Annotated in this window: 12 protein-coding genes; 11 read left to right on the forward strand and 1 reads right to left on the reverse strand. The window is 35.8% G+C overall.

Translation table 11 applies throughout. The features are described from left to right. Position 1: 1 nt before the first annotated feature. The 7 genes from ACZZ9T_RS13650 to ACZZ9T_RS13680 are packed head-to-tail and all read left to right on the forward strand — an operon-like array spanning position 2 to position 5937. Complete coding sequence (locus ACZZ9T_RS13650) at positions 2 to 1324, forward strand: ABC1 kinase family protein (protein ID WP_463442536.1); 1323 nt, start codon at positions 2 to 4, stop codon at positions 1322 to 1324. A 1-nt stretch (position 1325) separates the two neighbouring features. After that, positions 1326 to 1481: a DUF2256 domain-containing protein gene (locus ACZZ9T_RS13655; protein ID WP_463442537.1), complete on the forward strand. Its 156-nt coding sequence runs from the start codon at positions 1326 to 1328 to the stop codon at positions 1479 to 1481. Then, the gene (locus ACZZ9T_RS13660) at positions 1433 to 2734 is read left to right on the forward strand and encodes a DASH family cryptochrome (protein ID WP_463442538.1); all 1302 of its coding nucleotides are present in this window, start codon (positions 1433 to 1435) and stop codon (positions 2732 to 2734) included. Before ACZZ9T_RS13655 ends, ACZZ9T_RS13660 begins: the two co-directional genes overlap by 49 nt. Continuing rightward, positions 2722 to 4200, forward strand: a complete 1479-nt coding sequence (locus tag ACZZ9T_RS13665; protein WP_463442539.1) for a cryptochrome/photolyase family protein — start codon at positions 2722 to 2724, stop codon at positions 4198 to 4200. Before ACZZ9T_RS13660 ends, ACZZ9T_RS13665 begins: the two co-directional genes overlap by 13 nt. Next, positions 4200 to 4481 (forward strand): TIGR03643 family protein, encoded by a 282-nt coding sequence (locus ACZZ9T_RS13670; RefSeq protein WP_463442540.1) that lies wholly within the window; start codon positions 4200 to 4202, stop codon positions 4479 to 4481. Before ACZZ9T_RS13665 ends, ACZZ9T_RS13670 begins: the two co-directional genes overlap by 1 nt. A 59-nt stretch (positions 4482 to 4540) precedes the next feature. Continuing rightward, complete coding sequence (locus ACZZ9T_RS13675) at positions 4541 to 5239, forward strand: SDR family NAD(P)-dependent oxidoreductase (protein ID WP_463442541.1); 699 nt, start codon at positions 4541 to 4543, stop codon at positions 5237 to 5239. 47 nt (positions 5240 to 5286) lie between these two features. Beyond that, positions 5287 to 5937, forward strand: coding sequence for a MarR family winged helix-turn-helix transcriptional regulator (locus tag ACZZ9T_RS13680; RefSeq protein ID WP_463442542.1), 651 nt, complete (start codon positions 5287 to 5289; stop codon positions 5935 to 5937). A gap of 51 nt (positions 5938 to 5988) precedes the next feature. Here the strand turns inward: ACZZ9T_RS13680 and ACZZ9T_RS13685 are convergent, their stop codons facing one another. After that, positions 5989 to 6489, reverse strand: coding sequence for a hypothetical protein (locus ACZZ9T_RS13685; RefSeq protein WP_463442543.1), 501 nt, complete (start codon positions 6487 to 6489; stop codon positions 5989 to 5991). 338 nt (positions 6490 to 6827) lie between these two features. On the opposite strand from ACZZ9T_RS13685, the gene ACZZ9T_RS13690 reads away from it, so the two are divergent. From ACZZ9T_RS13690 to ACZZ9T_RS13705, 4 genes are all read left to right on the forward strand, one after another. Further along, positions 6828 to 8231 (forward strand): glycoside hydrolase family 28 protein, encoded by a 1404-nt coding sequence (locus ACZZ9T_RS13690; protein ID WP_463442544.1) that lies wholly within the window; start codon positions 6828 to 6830, stop codon positions 8229 to 8231. Position 8232: 1 nt separating this feature from the next. After that, the gene (locus tag ACZZ9T_RS13695) at positions 8233 to 11841 is read left to right on the forward strand and encodes a DUF4450 domain-containing protein (RefSeq protein ID WP_463442545.1); all 3609 of its coding nucleotides are present in this window, start codon (positions 8233 to 8235) and stop codon (positions 11839 to 11841) included. 488 nt (positions 11842 to 12329) lie between these two features. Further along, positions 12330 to 14465, forward strand: coding sequence for a hypothetical protein (locus tag ACZZ9T_RS13700; RefSeq protein WP_463442546.1), 2136 nt, complete (start codon positions 12330 to 12332; stop codon positions 14463 to 14465). Positions 14466 to 14928: 463 nt separating this feature from the next. Continuing rightward, positions 14929 to 16326: a pectate lyase family protein gene (locus ACZZ9T_RS13705; protein WP_463442547.1), complete on the forward strand. Its 1398-nt coding sequence runs from the start codon at positions 14929 to 14931 to the stop codon at positions 16324 to 16326. The last annotated feature ends 170 nt before the right edge of the window (positions 16327 to 16496 follow it).

The raw sequence follows: 16496 nt of genomic DNA on the forward strand, positions 1-16496 counted from the left end.
AATGAAAACACTCGATAAAATACCAACCGGAAAATTAGAAAGAACGGGCAGTTTACTGAAAGCAGGGGCAAAAGTTGGCGTTAATTACATTAAATATTACGGAAATAAAATCACGAAAGACAAAAATGAAGAAGAAGCATTAAAGACTTTAAATGAAGATAATGCCTCTGACATTTACGACTCTTTAAAAGAACTGAAAGGTTCTGCCCTGAAAGTCGCCCAGATGTTGAGCATGGAGAAAAATATCCTTCCGCAGGCTTATGTTGAGAAATTTTCCCTGTCGCAATTTTCCGTCCCTCCACTTTCGGGAGCTTTGGTAAAGAAGATTTTCAGAAAATATTTCGGGAAAAATCCTGAAGAAATATTTGATGAATTTACAACAGAATCTGTAAATGCAGCAAGTATTGGCCAGGTTCATAAAGCTAAAAAAGGGGATCAAAATTTTGCGGTTAAAATTCAATATCCTGGTGTAAGAGAAAGCATTTCAAGCGATCTGAAAATGGTAAAACCGATTGCGATGAAAATGTTCAACATCAAAAAAGAAGGTTCAGAATCGTATTTTCAGGAAGTGGAAAATAAACTGTTTGAGGAAACAGATTATGATCTTGAACTCAAAAGAAGTCAGGAAATTTCTGAAAAATGCAGCCATCTTCCCAATCTTGATTTTCCGAATTATTATCCTGAGTTTTCGTGCGAGAGAATCATCACGATGGACTGGATGAACGGAAAACATTTTTCAGAATTCACAAAACTGGAAAACTCTCAGGAAGATCTCAACAAAATCGGACAAACGCTGTGGAATTTTTATATGTATCAAATGCATATACTGAAGCAGGTTCACGCAGATCCGCATCCGGGAAATTTCCTGATTTCGGACGATAAAAAATTATTGGTGATTGATTTTGGCTGTATCAAAGAAATTCCGGGCGATTTTTACAAGCCTTATTTTGAACTGGCTAAGAGAGAAAATCTAAACAATCCTGAAATCTTCAATGAAAAACTGTATCAGCTTGAGATTTTGCGTCACGATGATTCTGAGAAGGAAAAAGAATTTTTCACCAAATTGTTTTATGAACTTTTAGAATTATTCACAAGACCATTTAATGCTGAAAACTTTGATTTCTCCGACGAAACCTTCTTCCAGGAAATTGCAGATCTCGGACAACGGTATGCGAAACTCAGCGATATGAAAGGGATGAATACGAATAGAGGTTCGAAACATTTTATTTATCTGAACCGAACTTTCTTCGGATTGTACAATATGATGCACGATCTGAAAGCCAAAAATATCGTGATTAATCAGTATAAAAATTTCATTCAATAAAATGCCCGCTGACTTACCCTCAAAAATTTGTGAAGTCTGCGGATTGCCTTTCAATTGGCGGAAAAAATGGAAAAAGAATTGGGACGACGTTAAATATTGCAGCGAAAGATGCCGGAAAAACAAAAAATCAACATCCTCTGGTTCGTTAATAATTTAAGAACCAGAGATAACGAATCGCTTTACAAAGTGATGCAGGAAGATTTACCTTTTCTTGCAGTGTATATTTTTGACGAAACTTTTTTCGGTTCAACTCAATTTGGTTTCAGAAAAATAGGGAAGTTCAGAACGAAATTTTTGCTGGAATCGGTTGTAGATCTGGAAAATAATTTAAAGCAAAAGAAAATTACATTTATTAAAAAACTTGGTAAAACGCAGGATATTTTTGAGCAGATTTCTGAGCAATTTGAGATTCAAAAAATATTCTGTCAGAAAGAATGGATGAAGGAAGAAATTGAATTAGAAAATCAAATCAAACAAATTCTGCCTGAAGTAAAGTGGATAAAATCGTATTCTCAATTTTTGCTTGAACCTCATTTTGTAGCTGAAAAATTAGAGAAAATCCCTCTGTTGTTTACGGCTTTCCGGCAAAAAATAGAGAAAGATTTCAGCATAAGAAATGAGTTTGATTCTGAACAGTTGATACATAAACAAACAGTTTTAGATTTAAAAATAGAAAGTGACAACGTTACATTAAAAACATTTGGATTCGAAGATTTTGAAATGCATAAATCCACAGCTTTTCCATTTTCGGGTGGAGAAACAGAAGGATTAAGACGATTGAATTCTTATTTTTTTGAAACTAAAAATCTCAGTCGTTATAAAGAGACAAGAAATGGTTTAATTGATAAAGATTACAGCAGCAAATTTTCTGCGTGGTTAGCAAACGGAAGTTTGTCTGCTGTATCTGTTTACCACGAAATTAAAAAATATGAAGCGCAACACGGAAGCAATGAATCAACCTATTGGCTGGTTTTTGAACTGCTTTGGCGTGACTTTTTTAAATATACTGCAATGCAATTCCGGAATAAGATATTTCATCAATACGGAATTTTAAACCTGGAACACGAGTTTAAAGCTGACCAAAATTTAATTGACCTTTGGATAAATGGTGAAACAGATTCTGACTTCATCAATGCAAATATGCTGGAAATTAAAAATACAGGCTGGATGAGCAATCGCGGGCGACAGAATGTTGCTTCATACTTTTGCAAAATCTTAAAGCAGGATTGGAGAACAGGTGCAGCTTATTTTGAGGAAATGCTCATCGACTATGATGTTCACAGCAATTACGGAAACTGGATGTATCTCGCAGGCATAGGAAATGACCCGAGAAGCAGGACTTTTAATGCAAAAAAACAGGCAGAACAATACGATGCGGACCACAAATTCAGGAATTTATGGCTACAGTAAAATCATCGACGGCACAATTGATATTTCCGCACCAGCTTTTCAAAGACACGGATGATCTGGATAAAAATCAGCCGGTTTTTTTGGTGGAAGAATTTTTGTTTTTCAGACAGTACAAATTTCACAAGCAGAAAATTGCGCTTCACCGTGCGAGCATGAAATTCTATGAGGAATATTTAACCAAAGCAAAATTCAAGGTGGAGTATATTGAAAGTACTTCCCCACTTTCTGATGTCCGAAAATTGATTAAACATTTAGAAAAAGAAAAATTTGATAAAATTCTCATGATGGAAGTTTGTGACAATTGGCTTGAAAAGAGAATTAAGAAAACCAAATTGAAGTTGGAAATCCTCGACAGCCCATTGTTCATCAACACCAGAGAAGATTTAAAAGACTATTTTGAAGATAAAAAATCGTATCATCAAACCGATTTTTACAAGCAGCAAAGAATCTCACGAAATATTCTGATGAAAGCCGGAAAACCGATGGGTGGAAAATGGACTTTCGATACAGAAAACCGAAAAAAATATCCGAAAAACAAACAGGCACCGCCCATTCATTTTCCGGAAAACAATAAATATTACGAAGAAGCTAAAAAATATACGGAGAAAAACTTCAGCGAAAACTATGGAAATATAACTTCTTATCAGCTTTATCCGGCCACTTTTGAAGAAGCTGAAAATTGGTTCAATCAGTTTCTGGAACTGCGATTTGCTGACTTTGGCATTTATGAAGACAGCATTGTAGAGCGTGAACATTTTCTGCATCACAGTGTACTTTCGCCTTTACTAAATATTGGACTTCTGACGGCAGAAAATGTTTTGAAAGAAGCCATTGATTATGCGGAAGAATATAAAATTCCAATCAATTCTTTGGAAGGATTTGTACGTCAAATCTTAGGCTGGAGAGAATTTGTGAGAGGAATATATTTGTACCAGGGAACTTATCAGCGAAATAAAAATTACTGGAAACATCATAACCCGCTTCCCGAATCTTTTTACACCGGAAAGACTACAATGAAACCGATAGACAGCACAATTCTGAAAGTTTTGGAAACCGGATATGCTCATCATATTGAACGACTGATGCTATTGGCCAACTTTATGAATCTGCTTACACTCAATCCTGATGAAGTTTATCAATGGTTTATGGAACTATTTATTGATTCTTACGACTGGGTAATGGTACCGAATGTTTATGGGATGAGCAGTTTCTCGGATGGCGGAAAAATGAGTACAAAACCGTACATCAGCGGAAGTAATTATATCAAAAAAATGAGCGATTATGCTGATGGCGACTGGACCGAAAAATGGGATGCACTCTTCTGGAATTTTGTGAATGACAACAGAGATTTTTTTAAAACAAATCCAAGGCTTGGAATGATGCTCAGAACTCTGGATAAAATGCCGGAAGAAAAAAGATCCGATCACTTTAAAATCGCCAGACAAACGATTAAAAATTTAAAATAATGACGAAAGAATTTAATTTAATACAAAAAGACCGAATCATCGAAATGGCTTGGGAAGACCGAACGCCTTTTGAAGCCATAGAATTTCAATTCGGAATCAGTGAATCTGAAGTGATTGAAGTCATGAGAACCGAACTGAAACCTTCAAGCTTCAGACTTTGGAGAAAAAGAGTGAATTCGGGAGTCAGCCAGAAGCATTTGAAGAAAAGAAATCCGGAAATTGAAAGGTTTAAATGTACAAGACAACGGACAATAACTCATAATAAAATTTCAAAACGGTAAATTAAATACCACGAATACATCAATAGAATTTTAGATTTTTAAAAATAAATACAATTAAAATGAAAAACATAGTCATCATCGGTTGCGGACAAGGAATAGGATTTGCCACCGCAAAAATTTTATCTGAAAAGCATCATGTAATTGGTATTTCGAAAACTCAAAATCCTGAAGTTGAACAATTGAATATTGACTTTCATCAAATGGATATTCTCTCCGCAAATCTGGATGAAATTAAATTTCCGGAGGTAATTGACGGATTGGTGTATGCTCCCGGAAGCATTAATCTGAAACCCTTTAACAGACTTTCTGCTGACGATTTTAAGAATGATTTTGAAATCAATGTTTTGGGTGCTGTAAAAGCAATCCAGAAATTATTACCTCATTTAAAAAAATCAGAAAGTGCATCGGTCGTTCTTTTTAGTTCTGTAGCTGCAAAAATGGGAATGCCTTTTCACACCTCTGTTTCATCAAGTAAAAGTGCTGTTGAAGGTTTAACGAAAAGTCTGGCAGCAGAATTATCTGCTCAAAAAATCAGAGTCAATGCTATTGCGCCATCTCTTACCGACACCAATCTCGCTTCGAATCTGCTTTCAAGCCCGGAAAAACGTGAAGCATCCGGAAAAAGACATCCTTTACAACGAATAGGAAATGCTGATGAAATTGCAAAAATGGCTGAATTTTTATTATCAGAAAATTCATCGTGGATCACCGGACAAGTCATCGGAATCGATGGCGGAATGGGAAACGTAAAACTATAATTTGCCTTCAAAAAACAAAACCAATATCTTTACCTTAAATTAAAACTATGCAAACCGATTTTTTTATCAATCTCCTGCAACAAGTCAAAGAATTCGAAAATTCTGATGCTTACAAACCCAATTCTGACGTGGATGATTTCCGTGTGTGGATGAATGATAAAAAATATTCAGAAGAATGCCCGACCAAGCTTTTTAAGAATGAAAATCATCAGGTTTCTTTTAAAGAAAACGAAATCTGTAAGCAGGTTCTTCTGTTGGGAAGATATTCAAAACTATTGATCAGAAAAGGTCTGGAAGATTTTCCTGAACTGGCAAATGAAGAATTTACTTATTTGTACCGTTTAAAAGATGAACCTTTTTTAACTAAAATTCAACTGATTGAAAAAAACGGTCACGAAAAACAAACCGGAACTCAAATCATCAAAAGACTTTTGGAGGCAGGATTTTTAGAAGAAAAAAATGATGAAGATGACAAGCGCAGCAAGCGACTGAATCTTACCGAAAAAGGAGAAAAAATATTTCACGAATCTGTAGCAAATGTTAACAGGACTTCCAAAATCTTATCAGGAAAACTTAAAGAAAATGAGAAAAACCAACTCTTGATAACATTAAAAAAATTGAATGATTTTCATGCTCATATTTATGCAGATTACAAAAATGCAGATATTCTGGAGATCAGCAAATCTTTAAAGATTTAATTCGAGGCTAACATTTTTAAATCAATAATTAATTTTAAGAAGAAGCGAAATTTATTTTTTAATTCCTATGGACTTTAGAGCGGATTTACTCAGATAGATGTCTTCGAAAACTGTAAGCTCTTCAACATATTTTATTGTCTGACATTTTAAATCATTTTTATTAAAAGACAATTCAATATTGGGATTATTGGATGCTACGATTCTTACGACAGAATAGCCGTTGTAAGCAATTTCAAACCCTTCAAAAAAACAGTTTTTCTCAGCTTTTTTATAGCGTTTATATTCTTCGAAACTCAAATTTTCCGGGTCTTCGTCTGTATCTTCACTGTTGTGTGCAAGAGACTTCCAGGTGGTGTAATTCTTAGGTTCTTTTAAAATATTTCCGTCAGAATCCATAGCAATAAACATCCCCAGTGTAACCTCTTTTTTCAGGAATTGCGCATAATTGATCAACAGATTCAGTGTCTGAAGATCCGCATATCCTTCATTCGAATAATAATCGATAACGAAAGTGGTCATTGATATCAGCTTATAGGAAGCATTACTTGGCATACTTAAAATTTAGGGGTTTCGAATAACGTTCAAATATACATTTTTACCGTATTACAGACTATCATGAAGAGAATAAAAATGTTTTTAGTGAGCTGTTTTCTTGATTACTCCTGATGATTTTTCACATAAAATACTGGTAATGAATAAGTGTCATTTCTGTTGATTCCCTTATATTTTCTATCTTTGAAAATTGTGCAATCGATTACAAAAAATATTTTTGAAATTTTTAAAATAAATAAAATATAAAAGTACCGACAGTGCAGGATAATTTTTTATCCCAATTATTTTAGATTGCGATAACTAAACGAATTTATCAGACAATTATAATCTACCATTATATGAAAAAATATATCGTACTCATTCTCATATTCATCCTTTCAATGAAGTTGTCGGCTCAATATCAACCTTGGACTTCAGCAAAACAACCTTTGAAAGAGATTAAAGCTTTAAAAAAACAAATTAAAAAGCCTAAATTCAGAAAGGTTGATTATCTGGTTACAGATTTTGGGGCAGTTGGTGACGGAAAAACAAAAAATACAGAAGCTTTCAAAAAAGCGATCGAAAAATGCAGTGCTGAAGGTGGCGGAAGAGTGGTCGTTCCAAATGGTGTTTTCTTAACCGGAGCCATCTATCTTGAATCTAATGTCAATCTTCATTTAAATGATGGTTCTACTGTTCTGTTCAGTCAGGACAGCAAAGACTACCCTATCGTTTTCACCCGTTGGGAAGGAATGGAATGTATGAATTATTCATCTCTAATATATGCTTATGAAGAAGAAAATATCGCAGTTACAGGAAAAGGAACTTTAGATGGAAATTCAGATTTAGACAATTGGTGGTTTTGGTGTGGCGCTACAAAATATGGTTACAACGCATCTCGCCCCGGAAGACAAAATCCTGCCCGTGCAAAACTTCACGAATATATGGCAAACAGAACTCCTGCAAGAGAAAGAATTTTTGGGGACGGATGGTATTTAAGACCGAATTTCGTTCAGCCTTACAAATCAAAAAACTTCTATATGGCGGATGTTTTGGTGAAAAATTCTCCGATGTGGAATTTGAATCCTGTTTTGTGTGAAAATGTTTTGATTGAAAGAGTAAAAGTGATCAGCCACGGACCAAATAACGATGGTTTCGACCCTGAAGCCTGTAAAAATGTTTGGATTAAAGATTCGTATTTTGATACAGGAGATGACTGTATCGCCATCAAATCAGGAAGAGACGAGGACGGAAGAGACATCGGAAAACCAGCCGAAAACCACATCATCGAAAACTGCGAAATGAAAGACGGTCATGGCGGTGTTGTAATTGGTAGTGAAATTGCAGGCGGTGCAAAAAATATTTATGCCATCGGAAACGTAATGGACAGCAAAAATCTTGACAGAGCTTTAAGAATCAAAACCAGTTCAAGCCGTGGCGGAACGATTGAAAATGTGTTTTTTTACAACACAAAAGTAGGTGCGTATAAAGAAGCTGCAGTGCGTTTCAATATGCATTATGAAAAGCCGGGAAATCATATTCCGACCATCAGAAATATCTGGGTTGAAAATCTAACTGTAGAAAAAGGTGGAAAATATGCCGTACTATCTGATGCTTATGAATCTTCGCCGGTAACCGATTTCACGATGATCAATGCTAAAATGACCGGCGTACAGATTCCTTACAAAGTAGATTATTTGAAAAATGTGACTTTAAAAAATGTAATCGTTAACGGACAACCTTTAACGGAGTTAAAAAAATAAGATGCGAAAAACATCCATTTTAGCCGGATTTCTGGTTTTGTCAGCTTTTTCACTTTCATACTCCCAGTCGAAACACTGGCAGAATAATGAGCGTGAACTGCATTACAAAGAAGACAAAGGTGATTTTTTATTGGTCAACGGAAGGTACAGATTCAACCGTGCTTTGTATGGAAACAATCGTGCTTCCAGAGTTGAAGCGGGCGATTTACCGGAATTTGCACTCTATCTTCCGGGAATGGGCGGCAATCTTCAGTTTGTGATCCAAAAAGGAAATTCGATTAAAAAATTAATTCAGGCTGAAAAAATTGAAACCCGTTACCGTCCTGGTTCTATGTTGTATGAAATTAAAGACCCTATTCTTGGAACTGGAATTTTAAAACTGACCGTTTTAGCACAAACTAAAGAAGAAGGTTTGGTTTTAAAAATGGAAACTGCCAATGTAGATTCTTCCACAAAAATCTATGCGATTTACGGCGGTGCAAGCGGAACGACTTTCAGCAGAAACGGCGACATCGGCGCAGATCCTGAGTCGGGATTTTATTTATTACCTGAATATTGTCTGAACAATCAGTTTCAATTAAATAAAAATCAGTTTCAGCTCAATTATTTAACTAAGAAAAAAGAAACTCAAATCGTCAGCGGAAGTTTTTCGAATGCCAATTCTTTGCAATTGACGGATGCTAAAACTTTAGAAAAACTTTCTGAGCTTACTCAAAATAAAACAGACCAATCTCCAATTGTTTACGCTTCGTATTCTTCACAAAAAAACCCGGTTTATATTCAGGTTGCCAAAGGAAAATCGGATAAAAACTTTTCAGATGAAGATTTGAAAAACATTTTTGATGAAGCGGAAAAATCCCGCTTAACATTAACGAAAAGAATTCAATTAAAAACTCCGGATGCAGATTTAAATAATTTCGGAGCCAATTTAGCCGTTGCTGCAGACGGAATTTGGGAAAGCCCGACCTTTCTTCACGGCGCAGTGGCGTGGAGAATGCGACTGAATGCGTGGCGTGGTGCTTACACAGCCGATGCTTTGAGTTGGCACGACCGGGCGAAAGAACATTTTGAAAGTTATGCCAATTCACAGGTTTTAAAACCCGATTTTGCACCAGTAGAAATGGACACGATGCGACATCTTGCGCGACATGAAGAAAAAATGGGAACTTCGGTTTTTTCAAGCGGATATATTTCCAGAAATCCAAATGACAATACAAAACCGCATCATTATGACATGAATCTGGTGTTTTTTGACCAGATGTTTTCGCATTTTAATTACACCGGAGACAAAGAATTTCTGAAGAAAATGTGGCCGACAATAGTTCGCCATATCGATTGGGAAAAACGAAATTTCAAACGTGGTGATTTGTACGATGCGTATGCCGCAATTTGGGCAAGTGATGCACTGCAATATTCGGGTGGAAAAGTGACGCACACATCGGCTTATAATTACAGAGCCAACCGTCAAATGGCGAAACTGGCAAAAATAATTGGCGAAAATCCTCAGCCTTACGAACAGGAAGCGGATGCAATTTTAAAGGCAATGAAAAACCAGCTTTGGCTAAAAGACAAAGGCTATTTTGCAGAATATAAAGATGCTTTAGGTAATCAAATTGTTCACGACAAACCGGGAATCTGGTCGATTTATCACGTTGCCGATGCATTTATTCTGAATGAATTTGAGGATTATCAGAACTTACAATACATTAATAATTATACACCTAAAATTCCGGTAACGGTAAATGGTGAGAAAGATAAAAACTATTACACACTTTCTACAACCAACTGGCAACCTTATGATTGGTCGATCAATAATGTTGCTTTGGCTGAAAACTTACAGACCGCTTTGGCATATTGGCAAGCCGGAAGAACTGAAGATGCCTATCAACTTTGGAAGGGAAATCTCGTTGAGTCGATGTATTACGGAATCAGTCCGGGGAATTTTGAGCAGCTTTCTCATTACGATGCTTTTCGTGGTGAATTGTATCGTGATTTTGCCGACCCGATTGGTGTGGCTTCAAGAACTTTGACAGAAGGACTTTTCGGGGTTTATCCAAATTTATTGGAAAATAAAATCAGCATCAAACCCGGTTTCCCTAAAGACTGGAATTTTGCCGAATTGAAACTTCCGGACTGGGAATATCAGTTTACCAGAACTTCGAAAAAAACGGAGTATCTATTTCAATCAAAATATCAAAATCCGGTGGCACTGGAAATGCAGATTCCTGTGAATTATTCCAATATTAAATCGGTGAAGGTAAATGGTAAAAAAGTGGATTGGAAAATTAAACCCAATTCTATTCTGCAACCTTTTGTTCAGTTTGAAACTCCGAAAGGAAATGATTTTAAAATTGAAATCAATTATTCCGGAGAAGAATTAAAAAACGAACAAACCGATTATATCAATTATATTTCTGAAAATTTTCAATTGAATTTTGATTCAAAAAAGAAAATTAAAGATGTTCTTGATCCGCAGGAATTGATTAAAAATTCCCCTCCTCTGAAGTGGTGGATTCGACCAAAGGGCGAAGACGGGGTGGTTAACCAAAAAATTGATTTAGTTAAAGAGGAAAGAAAAGGAACTTTCTTCGTTCAGGTTGAGCAAAACGGAACAAGTTGGTGGCAACCTGTAAATGTTGATATTCGTTTTCCTTTGGAGGCAAAATGGATCAATAAAAAGCTGCAGATTAAGTCAAAATCATCCAATTCAATTAATGGAAAATTGACTGTTAATGGTTTAAACAAAACTTTTTCAGTTCAAAAAAATCAAAATATAATTATTGAAATTCCGGCTAATATTTTGAGCAAAGGAACCAATTCTATTGAACTCAGCTACAACGGAATCAAACAAAATATTGAAGTCACGGATTGGGAAATTGAAAATCAGGGTGAATTTAACAACATTTCTTTAGCTTCAAAATACAATGAAAAAGTAACTGATATTTTTAATCAAAAGTACCTTTCGCCAAGACTGGAAGTTCCTACTCTACAGCTTCCTTGGCAAGGAATCGGAAATTGGTGTTATCCGTTAATCGATTCACAAATCGATGACAGCGGATTGATGAATAAAAGAAAAAACGGCAAAGTTGATTTTTTAGGAATTCCTTTTTTAATTGATAAAATGGATAAAAATATTGCCTTTGTGAGTCAGTGGGACAATTATTCAGATTCTGTTGAAATTCCAATTTCAGGGAAAGGAAAGAAAATTTATTTTCTGATGGCAGGTTCTACGAATCCGATGCAATCTCAAATTATTAATGGGAGAATTACTGTTCAATATGCGGACGGTTCCACAACAAAATTAGAACTGAAAAACCCAACCAACTGGTGGCCGATTGAGCAGGATTTGTTTGATGATAATTTTGCATTTGAAATTCAGGATGACAAAATTCCTTATCGTGTGAAATTGAAGACGGGAGAATTATACAAGGGCGGAACTTTGAGCAAATATTCAAGCATTAAAGGATTTACAGACCGACAAGTTGATGGCGGTGCTGCAACTATTTTGGACTTACCGATTGACCCGAACAAAGAATTAAAAACGATACAATTAACCGCCGTGAGCAATGATGTTGTGATTGGAATGATGAGTGCAACGGTTTTGAAATAGAATTTAAAATCAATAGGGACGGGCTTTAGCCCGTCTTGAAAAAATAATTATTTATTGGCTTTAGCCAAAACTTAGTTTAGATTTTGGCTAAAGCCAATGAATATTTACCGTTAAGTAAATGGGCTAAAGCCCATTCCTATTGATAACTATTCGAAAATAACAATCGAAATAAGAATATGTATGGAATTGTTTAAATAAAATTTTCAAAACATTTTTCTTTTCCCAAACTCTAAAGGTGGAAAAATGCTTTGAAAATTTCATCAAAATTACTCCCTTTAGGGTTGGAGAAATAATTTTGATGATATTTGGAGAGGCTTAAATGAATCATAAAATCATTGATGCATTCATAGTCAACAATATAGAAATATCAGCGCAAGACTTCGACAAGCTCAGTCTGACAGCACTGTAAAATATATAATATTTAGGATTTTCAGGCTGAACTTGTCGAAGCCTAAGTTGCAAGTTTATAAAGTATAAATTAAGATAAAATGAAAAAAATTACAATATATCTTGGGATTTTCCTGATGGGATTTTCTTCAATGTATGCCCAGAAAATCGATCGAAAAAAAGTCGTTCAGCGTCATAATATCGTCAACACAAAAGCAGACACACTTTCTACTTTAACTGTAGGAAACGGAAAATTTGCATATACGGTAGACATCACCGGAATGCAGTCTTTCCCTGAATATTATAAGAAAGGCGTTTCTCTCGGAACCCAGTCTGAATGGGGCTGGAACAGCTTTCCAAACACTAAAGATTATAAGTTCGAGGAAACTTTAAAAGCTTATGATTTTAACAATGACGGTAGAAAAGCCCTGTACAGTGTTCAGCTGAAAGAACCCGAAAGAAACAAAGGTGCAGTTGAATATTACCGTGTGAACCAACACCGTCTGCAGTTGGGAAATATCGGGATTGAACTGCTTAAGAAAGATGGTCAGAAAGCAAAAATTTCGGATCTGAACAACATCAGTCAAAAAATTGATTTGTGGACAGGAATTATTACCAGTGAATTTACTTTTGAAGGAATTCCTGTAAAAGTCTGGACGGCAAGTTTTCAAAATTCAGATAAAATCGGGGTAAAGATTGAATCTGGTTTGATTTCTCAAAATAAACTGAAAGTTTTTGCACGCTACCCTTCTCCGACCGGACAGTTTTTGGATGACGCCGCTTTTTATGGAAATGAAAATGACCATACAACGAAAATGGTTTCTTCACAATCCACGCAAGGCTTGATTCAGCATACATTGCAAAGCACCGATTATTATACTCAATTTAATTTTACAGAAGGAAAACTTCGTGAAGCGGGAAAACATTATTTCGTTTATGAACCATCTTCTAAAAACAAAACAATAGAATTAAGTGTTGAGTTTTCTGCTAAAAATCCAAAATCAAACAGAACATTATTCGCTGATGCTGAAAAGGAAAGTACTTCCGGCTGGAAAAACTTTTGGGAAAGCGGTGCAGCCGTTGATTTTGAAGGAAGTACAGATCCGAGAGCCAATGAATTGGAGCGAAGAGTTGTATTGTCAGAATATTTAACCAAAGTTCAGTGTGGTGGAAGTAATCCTCCACAGGAAACCGGTTTGACTTTCAACAGCTGGTACGGAAAACCGCACACCGAAATGCATTGGTGGCACGGCGTTCATTACGCTTTGTGGGGAAGACCGGAAATTTTGGAGAAACAATTGGATTATTATTTCAGAACCTTTGACAAAGCAAAAAAACTAGCCGAAAGACAAGGTTATAAAGGCGTTCGTTGGATTAAAATGTCGGATAACGAAGGAAATGAAAGTCCGTCTTCTGTTGCCGCATTTTTGATCTGGGAGCAGCCGCACCTTATTTATATGACCGAACTTTTGTATCGTAGCAATCAGGATAAAAAAGTTTTGGAAAAGTATAAAGATCTGATTTTTGCGACAGCAGATTTTATGGCAGATTTTGCCACTTACGACAAAGGAAAAAACCGATATAATCTGGGTAAAGGAGTAATTCCGGCTCAGGAAGTTTTCCCTGCGAAAGATACTTACAACCCTACCTATGAGGTGGCATATTGGGATTGGGCGCTGAAAACTGCTCAAGAATGGAAAGAAAGACTGGGACAGCCAAGAGATAAAAAATGGGATGATATCATCAATAAATTGGCTCCGCTTCCTGTTCAGGATGGAGTTTATTTATCAACCGAATCTGCGAAAGATTCTTTCACATTTCCGAAATGGATGACCGATCACCCTGCTGTTTTGGGTGCTTTGGGAATGGTTCCTGAATCTCCGAAACTGGATAAAAAAATTATGAAGAACACCCTTGATATCGTTTGGGAAAGATGGAACTGGGAACATACCTGGGGATGGGATTTCCCGATGACGGCAATGAACGCTGCAAGATTAGGTCTTCCGAATAAAGCTTTGGATGCTTTGTTTATGAACATTCAAACCAATACATATCTGAAAAACGGACATAACTTTCAGGATGGCCGTTTGAGAATTTATCTTCCCGGAAATGGCGGAACATTGGCTGCCGTAGCAATGATGCTTGAAGGCTGGGACAGTTCGACTGGTGAATTTCCCGGTTTCCCAAAAGATGGAACATGGAAAATCAAAGCGGAAGGTTTTAAGAAAATGCCTTAAAAATTTTACATTCATATTAGTTAGAGTCTGTCAGAAATGGCAGGCTTTTTTGTTGGAGGGTTTGAGGGTTTGAGGGTTGGAGTGTTGGAGTGTTGGAGAGATAAATGTGCCGCTCCTACGGAGCTCAAACTGTTTGGTTTAATTTATTCTACAAACATATTGCTCCTACGAAGCATTTAATATGGAAAACTTGACCTTATAACAATTAATATTTTTAGATAATGTTTTACATTTTTTCTTTACAAAAAGTTATGCAAAAACAATTGATATAAATTATTTTGAAATTCTTAGAACATTCTGAGTTTGCAAAAAACGATTCAAAGTTTAATTTAAATTTTAATAATATCAATAAAAAGGAAATTTTAAATTAAACCTTTAAAATACTGACATTTAATAAAATAACAGCATAGTGCAGGATGATTTCAGCTTAATAAGATGATAAATTGTTACTTTATAATTGAATATGAAAAAAATTGTCGCCGCGTGTTTTTGTTCAGTGTTTGTACTATTTTGTCAAGCTCAGAAATCACAAGATAATAATACCGATGCCTGTAATTCGGGAAAGACTCTGGCTTTTCCGGAAGCAGAAGGTTTTGGGAAATTTGCTAAAGGAGCAAGAGGTGCAGCAAAACCTGAAGTTTATACTGTAAATAATCTGAAGGACAGCGGTGCAGGTTCTTTTAGAGACGCCGTCAGCAAACCGGGAAGATTTGTTGTTTTTTCGGTAAGCGGCATTATTAATCTGGAATCTGCAATCACCATTTCGGAAAATACGACGATTGCAGGCCAAACCGCACCGGGAAAGGGAATTGTTCTGTATGGGCAAAAAGTTTCGTTCTCTGGTTCCAATAATACGATTGCAAGATATTTCAGAATCAGATTGGGAAATAAAAATAAAGTTTCTAAAAATACTGATGCTTCAGGATTATCAAACGGGAAAAATATCATTCTCGATCATCTATCGATCTCGTGGGGAATGGATGAAGTTTTCTCAATCAATTGGGATCACCGAGGCATTGAACCCGACAGTATCACACTTCAAAACTCAATCATTGCTCAAGGTTTACATCTTTATAACCATTCTGCAGGCGGCTTGATTCAAACGAATGGCAGTGTAAGTATTATAAAATCTCTTTATGCAAGCAATAAAACGAGAAATCCGAAAGTAAAAGGCAAAAATGAATTCGTCAACAATGTTATCTATAATTTTGGAAACTCAGGAAATAAAAATGGACATTTAGTTTCCGGAGATGGTTATATAATGGGCGGTTCAGCACAAAAATCTGAGGTGAATATCATCAACAACTATTTTGTAGCCGGCCCGCTAAATGAAGATCAAACAACGCCGTTCAGCAGAGGAACAAAAACTTTATCTTTATTTGCATCGGGAAACTATGATGATTCTAATAAAAACGGTGTTTTAGATGGTACTTTAGTTCCCCATAACCCAATTGGATATCCCGGAGAAACGCCGTTACAGTTTATGAATGCGCCATTTGATTATCCTTACTCGAAACCCGATTTATCTGCGGTTGAGGCTTTCGATTTTGTTCTTAAAAATGCCGGAGCCAATTTCCCGAATCGGGATGATGTCGATAACTTAATTATTTCAGAAGTTAACTCAAAAGGTACCAAAGGCTTATACGTTTTCACGGAAAATGATCTTCCGCTTGCTAATAACGGATTGGGCGATTTCCCAACTTCTAAAAGCCCTGAAGACAGCGATAAAGACGGAATTCCGAATTCAACTGAACTGAAAATGGGTCTTAATCCAAAAGATGCTTCAGATGCTCTGAAACCCAATAAAATGTGCAAAAATTATCTGAATATTGAAGTTTATATCAATAGCATCATGAAATAATTTAAAAAACTTAAGTATAATTAATACAGATGTTTTTTAATTTATTTTCAAATAATAACGTAATCATATATCTTTATAAGTATTAAAAAATGAATATAAACAGATATTAATCTTACGAGTTTGCATAGATTAACATAAATTTTGTAACTTGTATCAACCATTAAGCATTT

Source organism: Chryseobacterium sp. AC417, assembly GCF_979258215.1.

Excerpts from the sequence above, each read along its gene's own strand:
- ACZZ9T_RS13650 (WP_463442536.1), top strand. The coding sequence starts at position 2 with ATGAAAACACTCGATAAAATACCAACCGGAAAATTAGAAAGAACGGGC.
- ACZZ9T_RS13655 (WP_463442537.1), top strand. The coding sequence starts at position 1,326 with ATGCCCGCTGACTTACCCTCAAAAATTTGTGAAGTCTGCGGATTGCCT.
- ACZZ9T_RS13660 (WP_463442538.1), top strand. The coding sequence starts at position 1,433 with ATGCCGGAAAAACAAAAAATCAACATCCTCTGGTTCGTTAATAATTTA.
- ACZZ9T_RS13665 (WP_463442539.1), top strand. The coding sequence starts at position 2,722 with ATGGCTACAGTAAAATCATCGACGGCACAATTGATATTTCCGCACCAG.
- ACZZ9T_RS13670 (WP_463442540.1), top strand. The coding sequence starts at position 4,200 with ATGACGAAAGAATTTAATTTAATACAAAAAGACCGAATCATCGAAATG.
- ACZZ9T_RS13675 (WP_463442541.1), top strand. The coding sequence starts at position 4,541 with ATGAAAAACATAGTCATCATCGGTTGCGGACAAGGAATAGGATTTGCC.
- ACZZ9T_RS13680 (WP_463442542.1), top strand. The coding sequence starts at position 5,287 with ATGCAAACCGATTTTTTTATCAATCTCCTGCAACAAGTCAAAGAATTC.
- ACZZ9T_RS13685 (WP_463442543.1), bottom strand. The coding sequence starts at position 6,489 with ATGCCAAGTAATGCTTCCTATAAGCTGATATCAATGACCACTTTCGTT.
- ACZZ9T_RS13690 (WP_463442544.1), top strand. The coding sequence starts at position 6,828 with ATGAAAAAATATATCGTACTCATTCTCATATTCATCCTTTCAATGAAG.
- ACZZ9T_RS13695 (WP_463442545.1), top strand. The coding sequence starts at position 8,233 with ATGCGAAAAACATCCATTTTAGCCGGATTTCTGGTTTTGTCAGCTTTT.
- ACZZ9T_RS13700 (WP_463442546.1), top strand. The coding sequence starts at position 12,330 with ATGAAAAAAATTACAATATATCTTGGGATTTTCCTGATGGGATTTTCT.
- ACZZ9T_RS13705 (WP_463442547.1), top strand. The coding sequence starts at position 14,929 with ATGAAAAAAATTGTCGCCGCGTGTTTTTGTTCAGTGTTTGTACTATTT.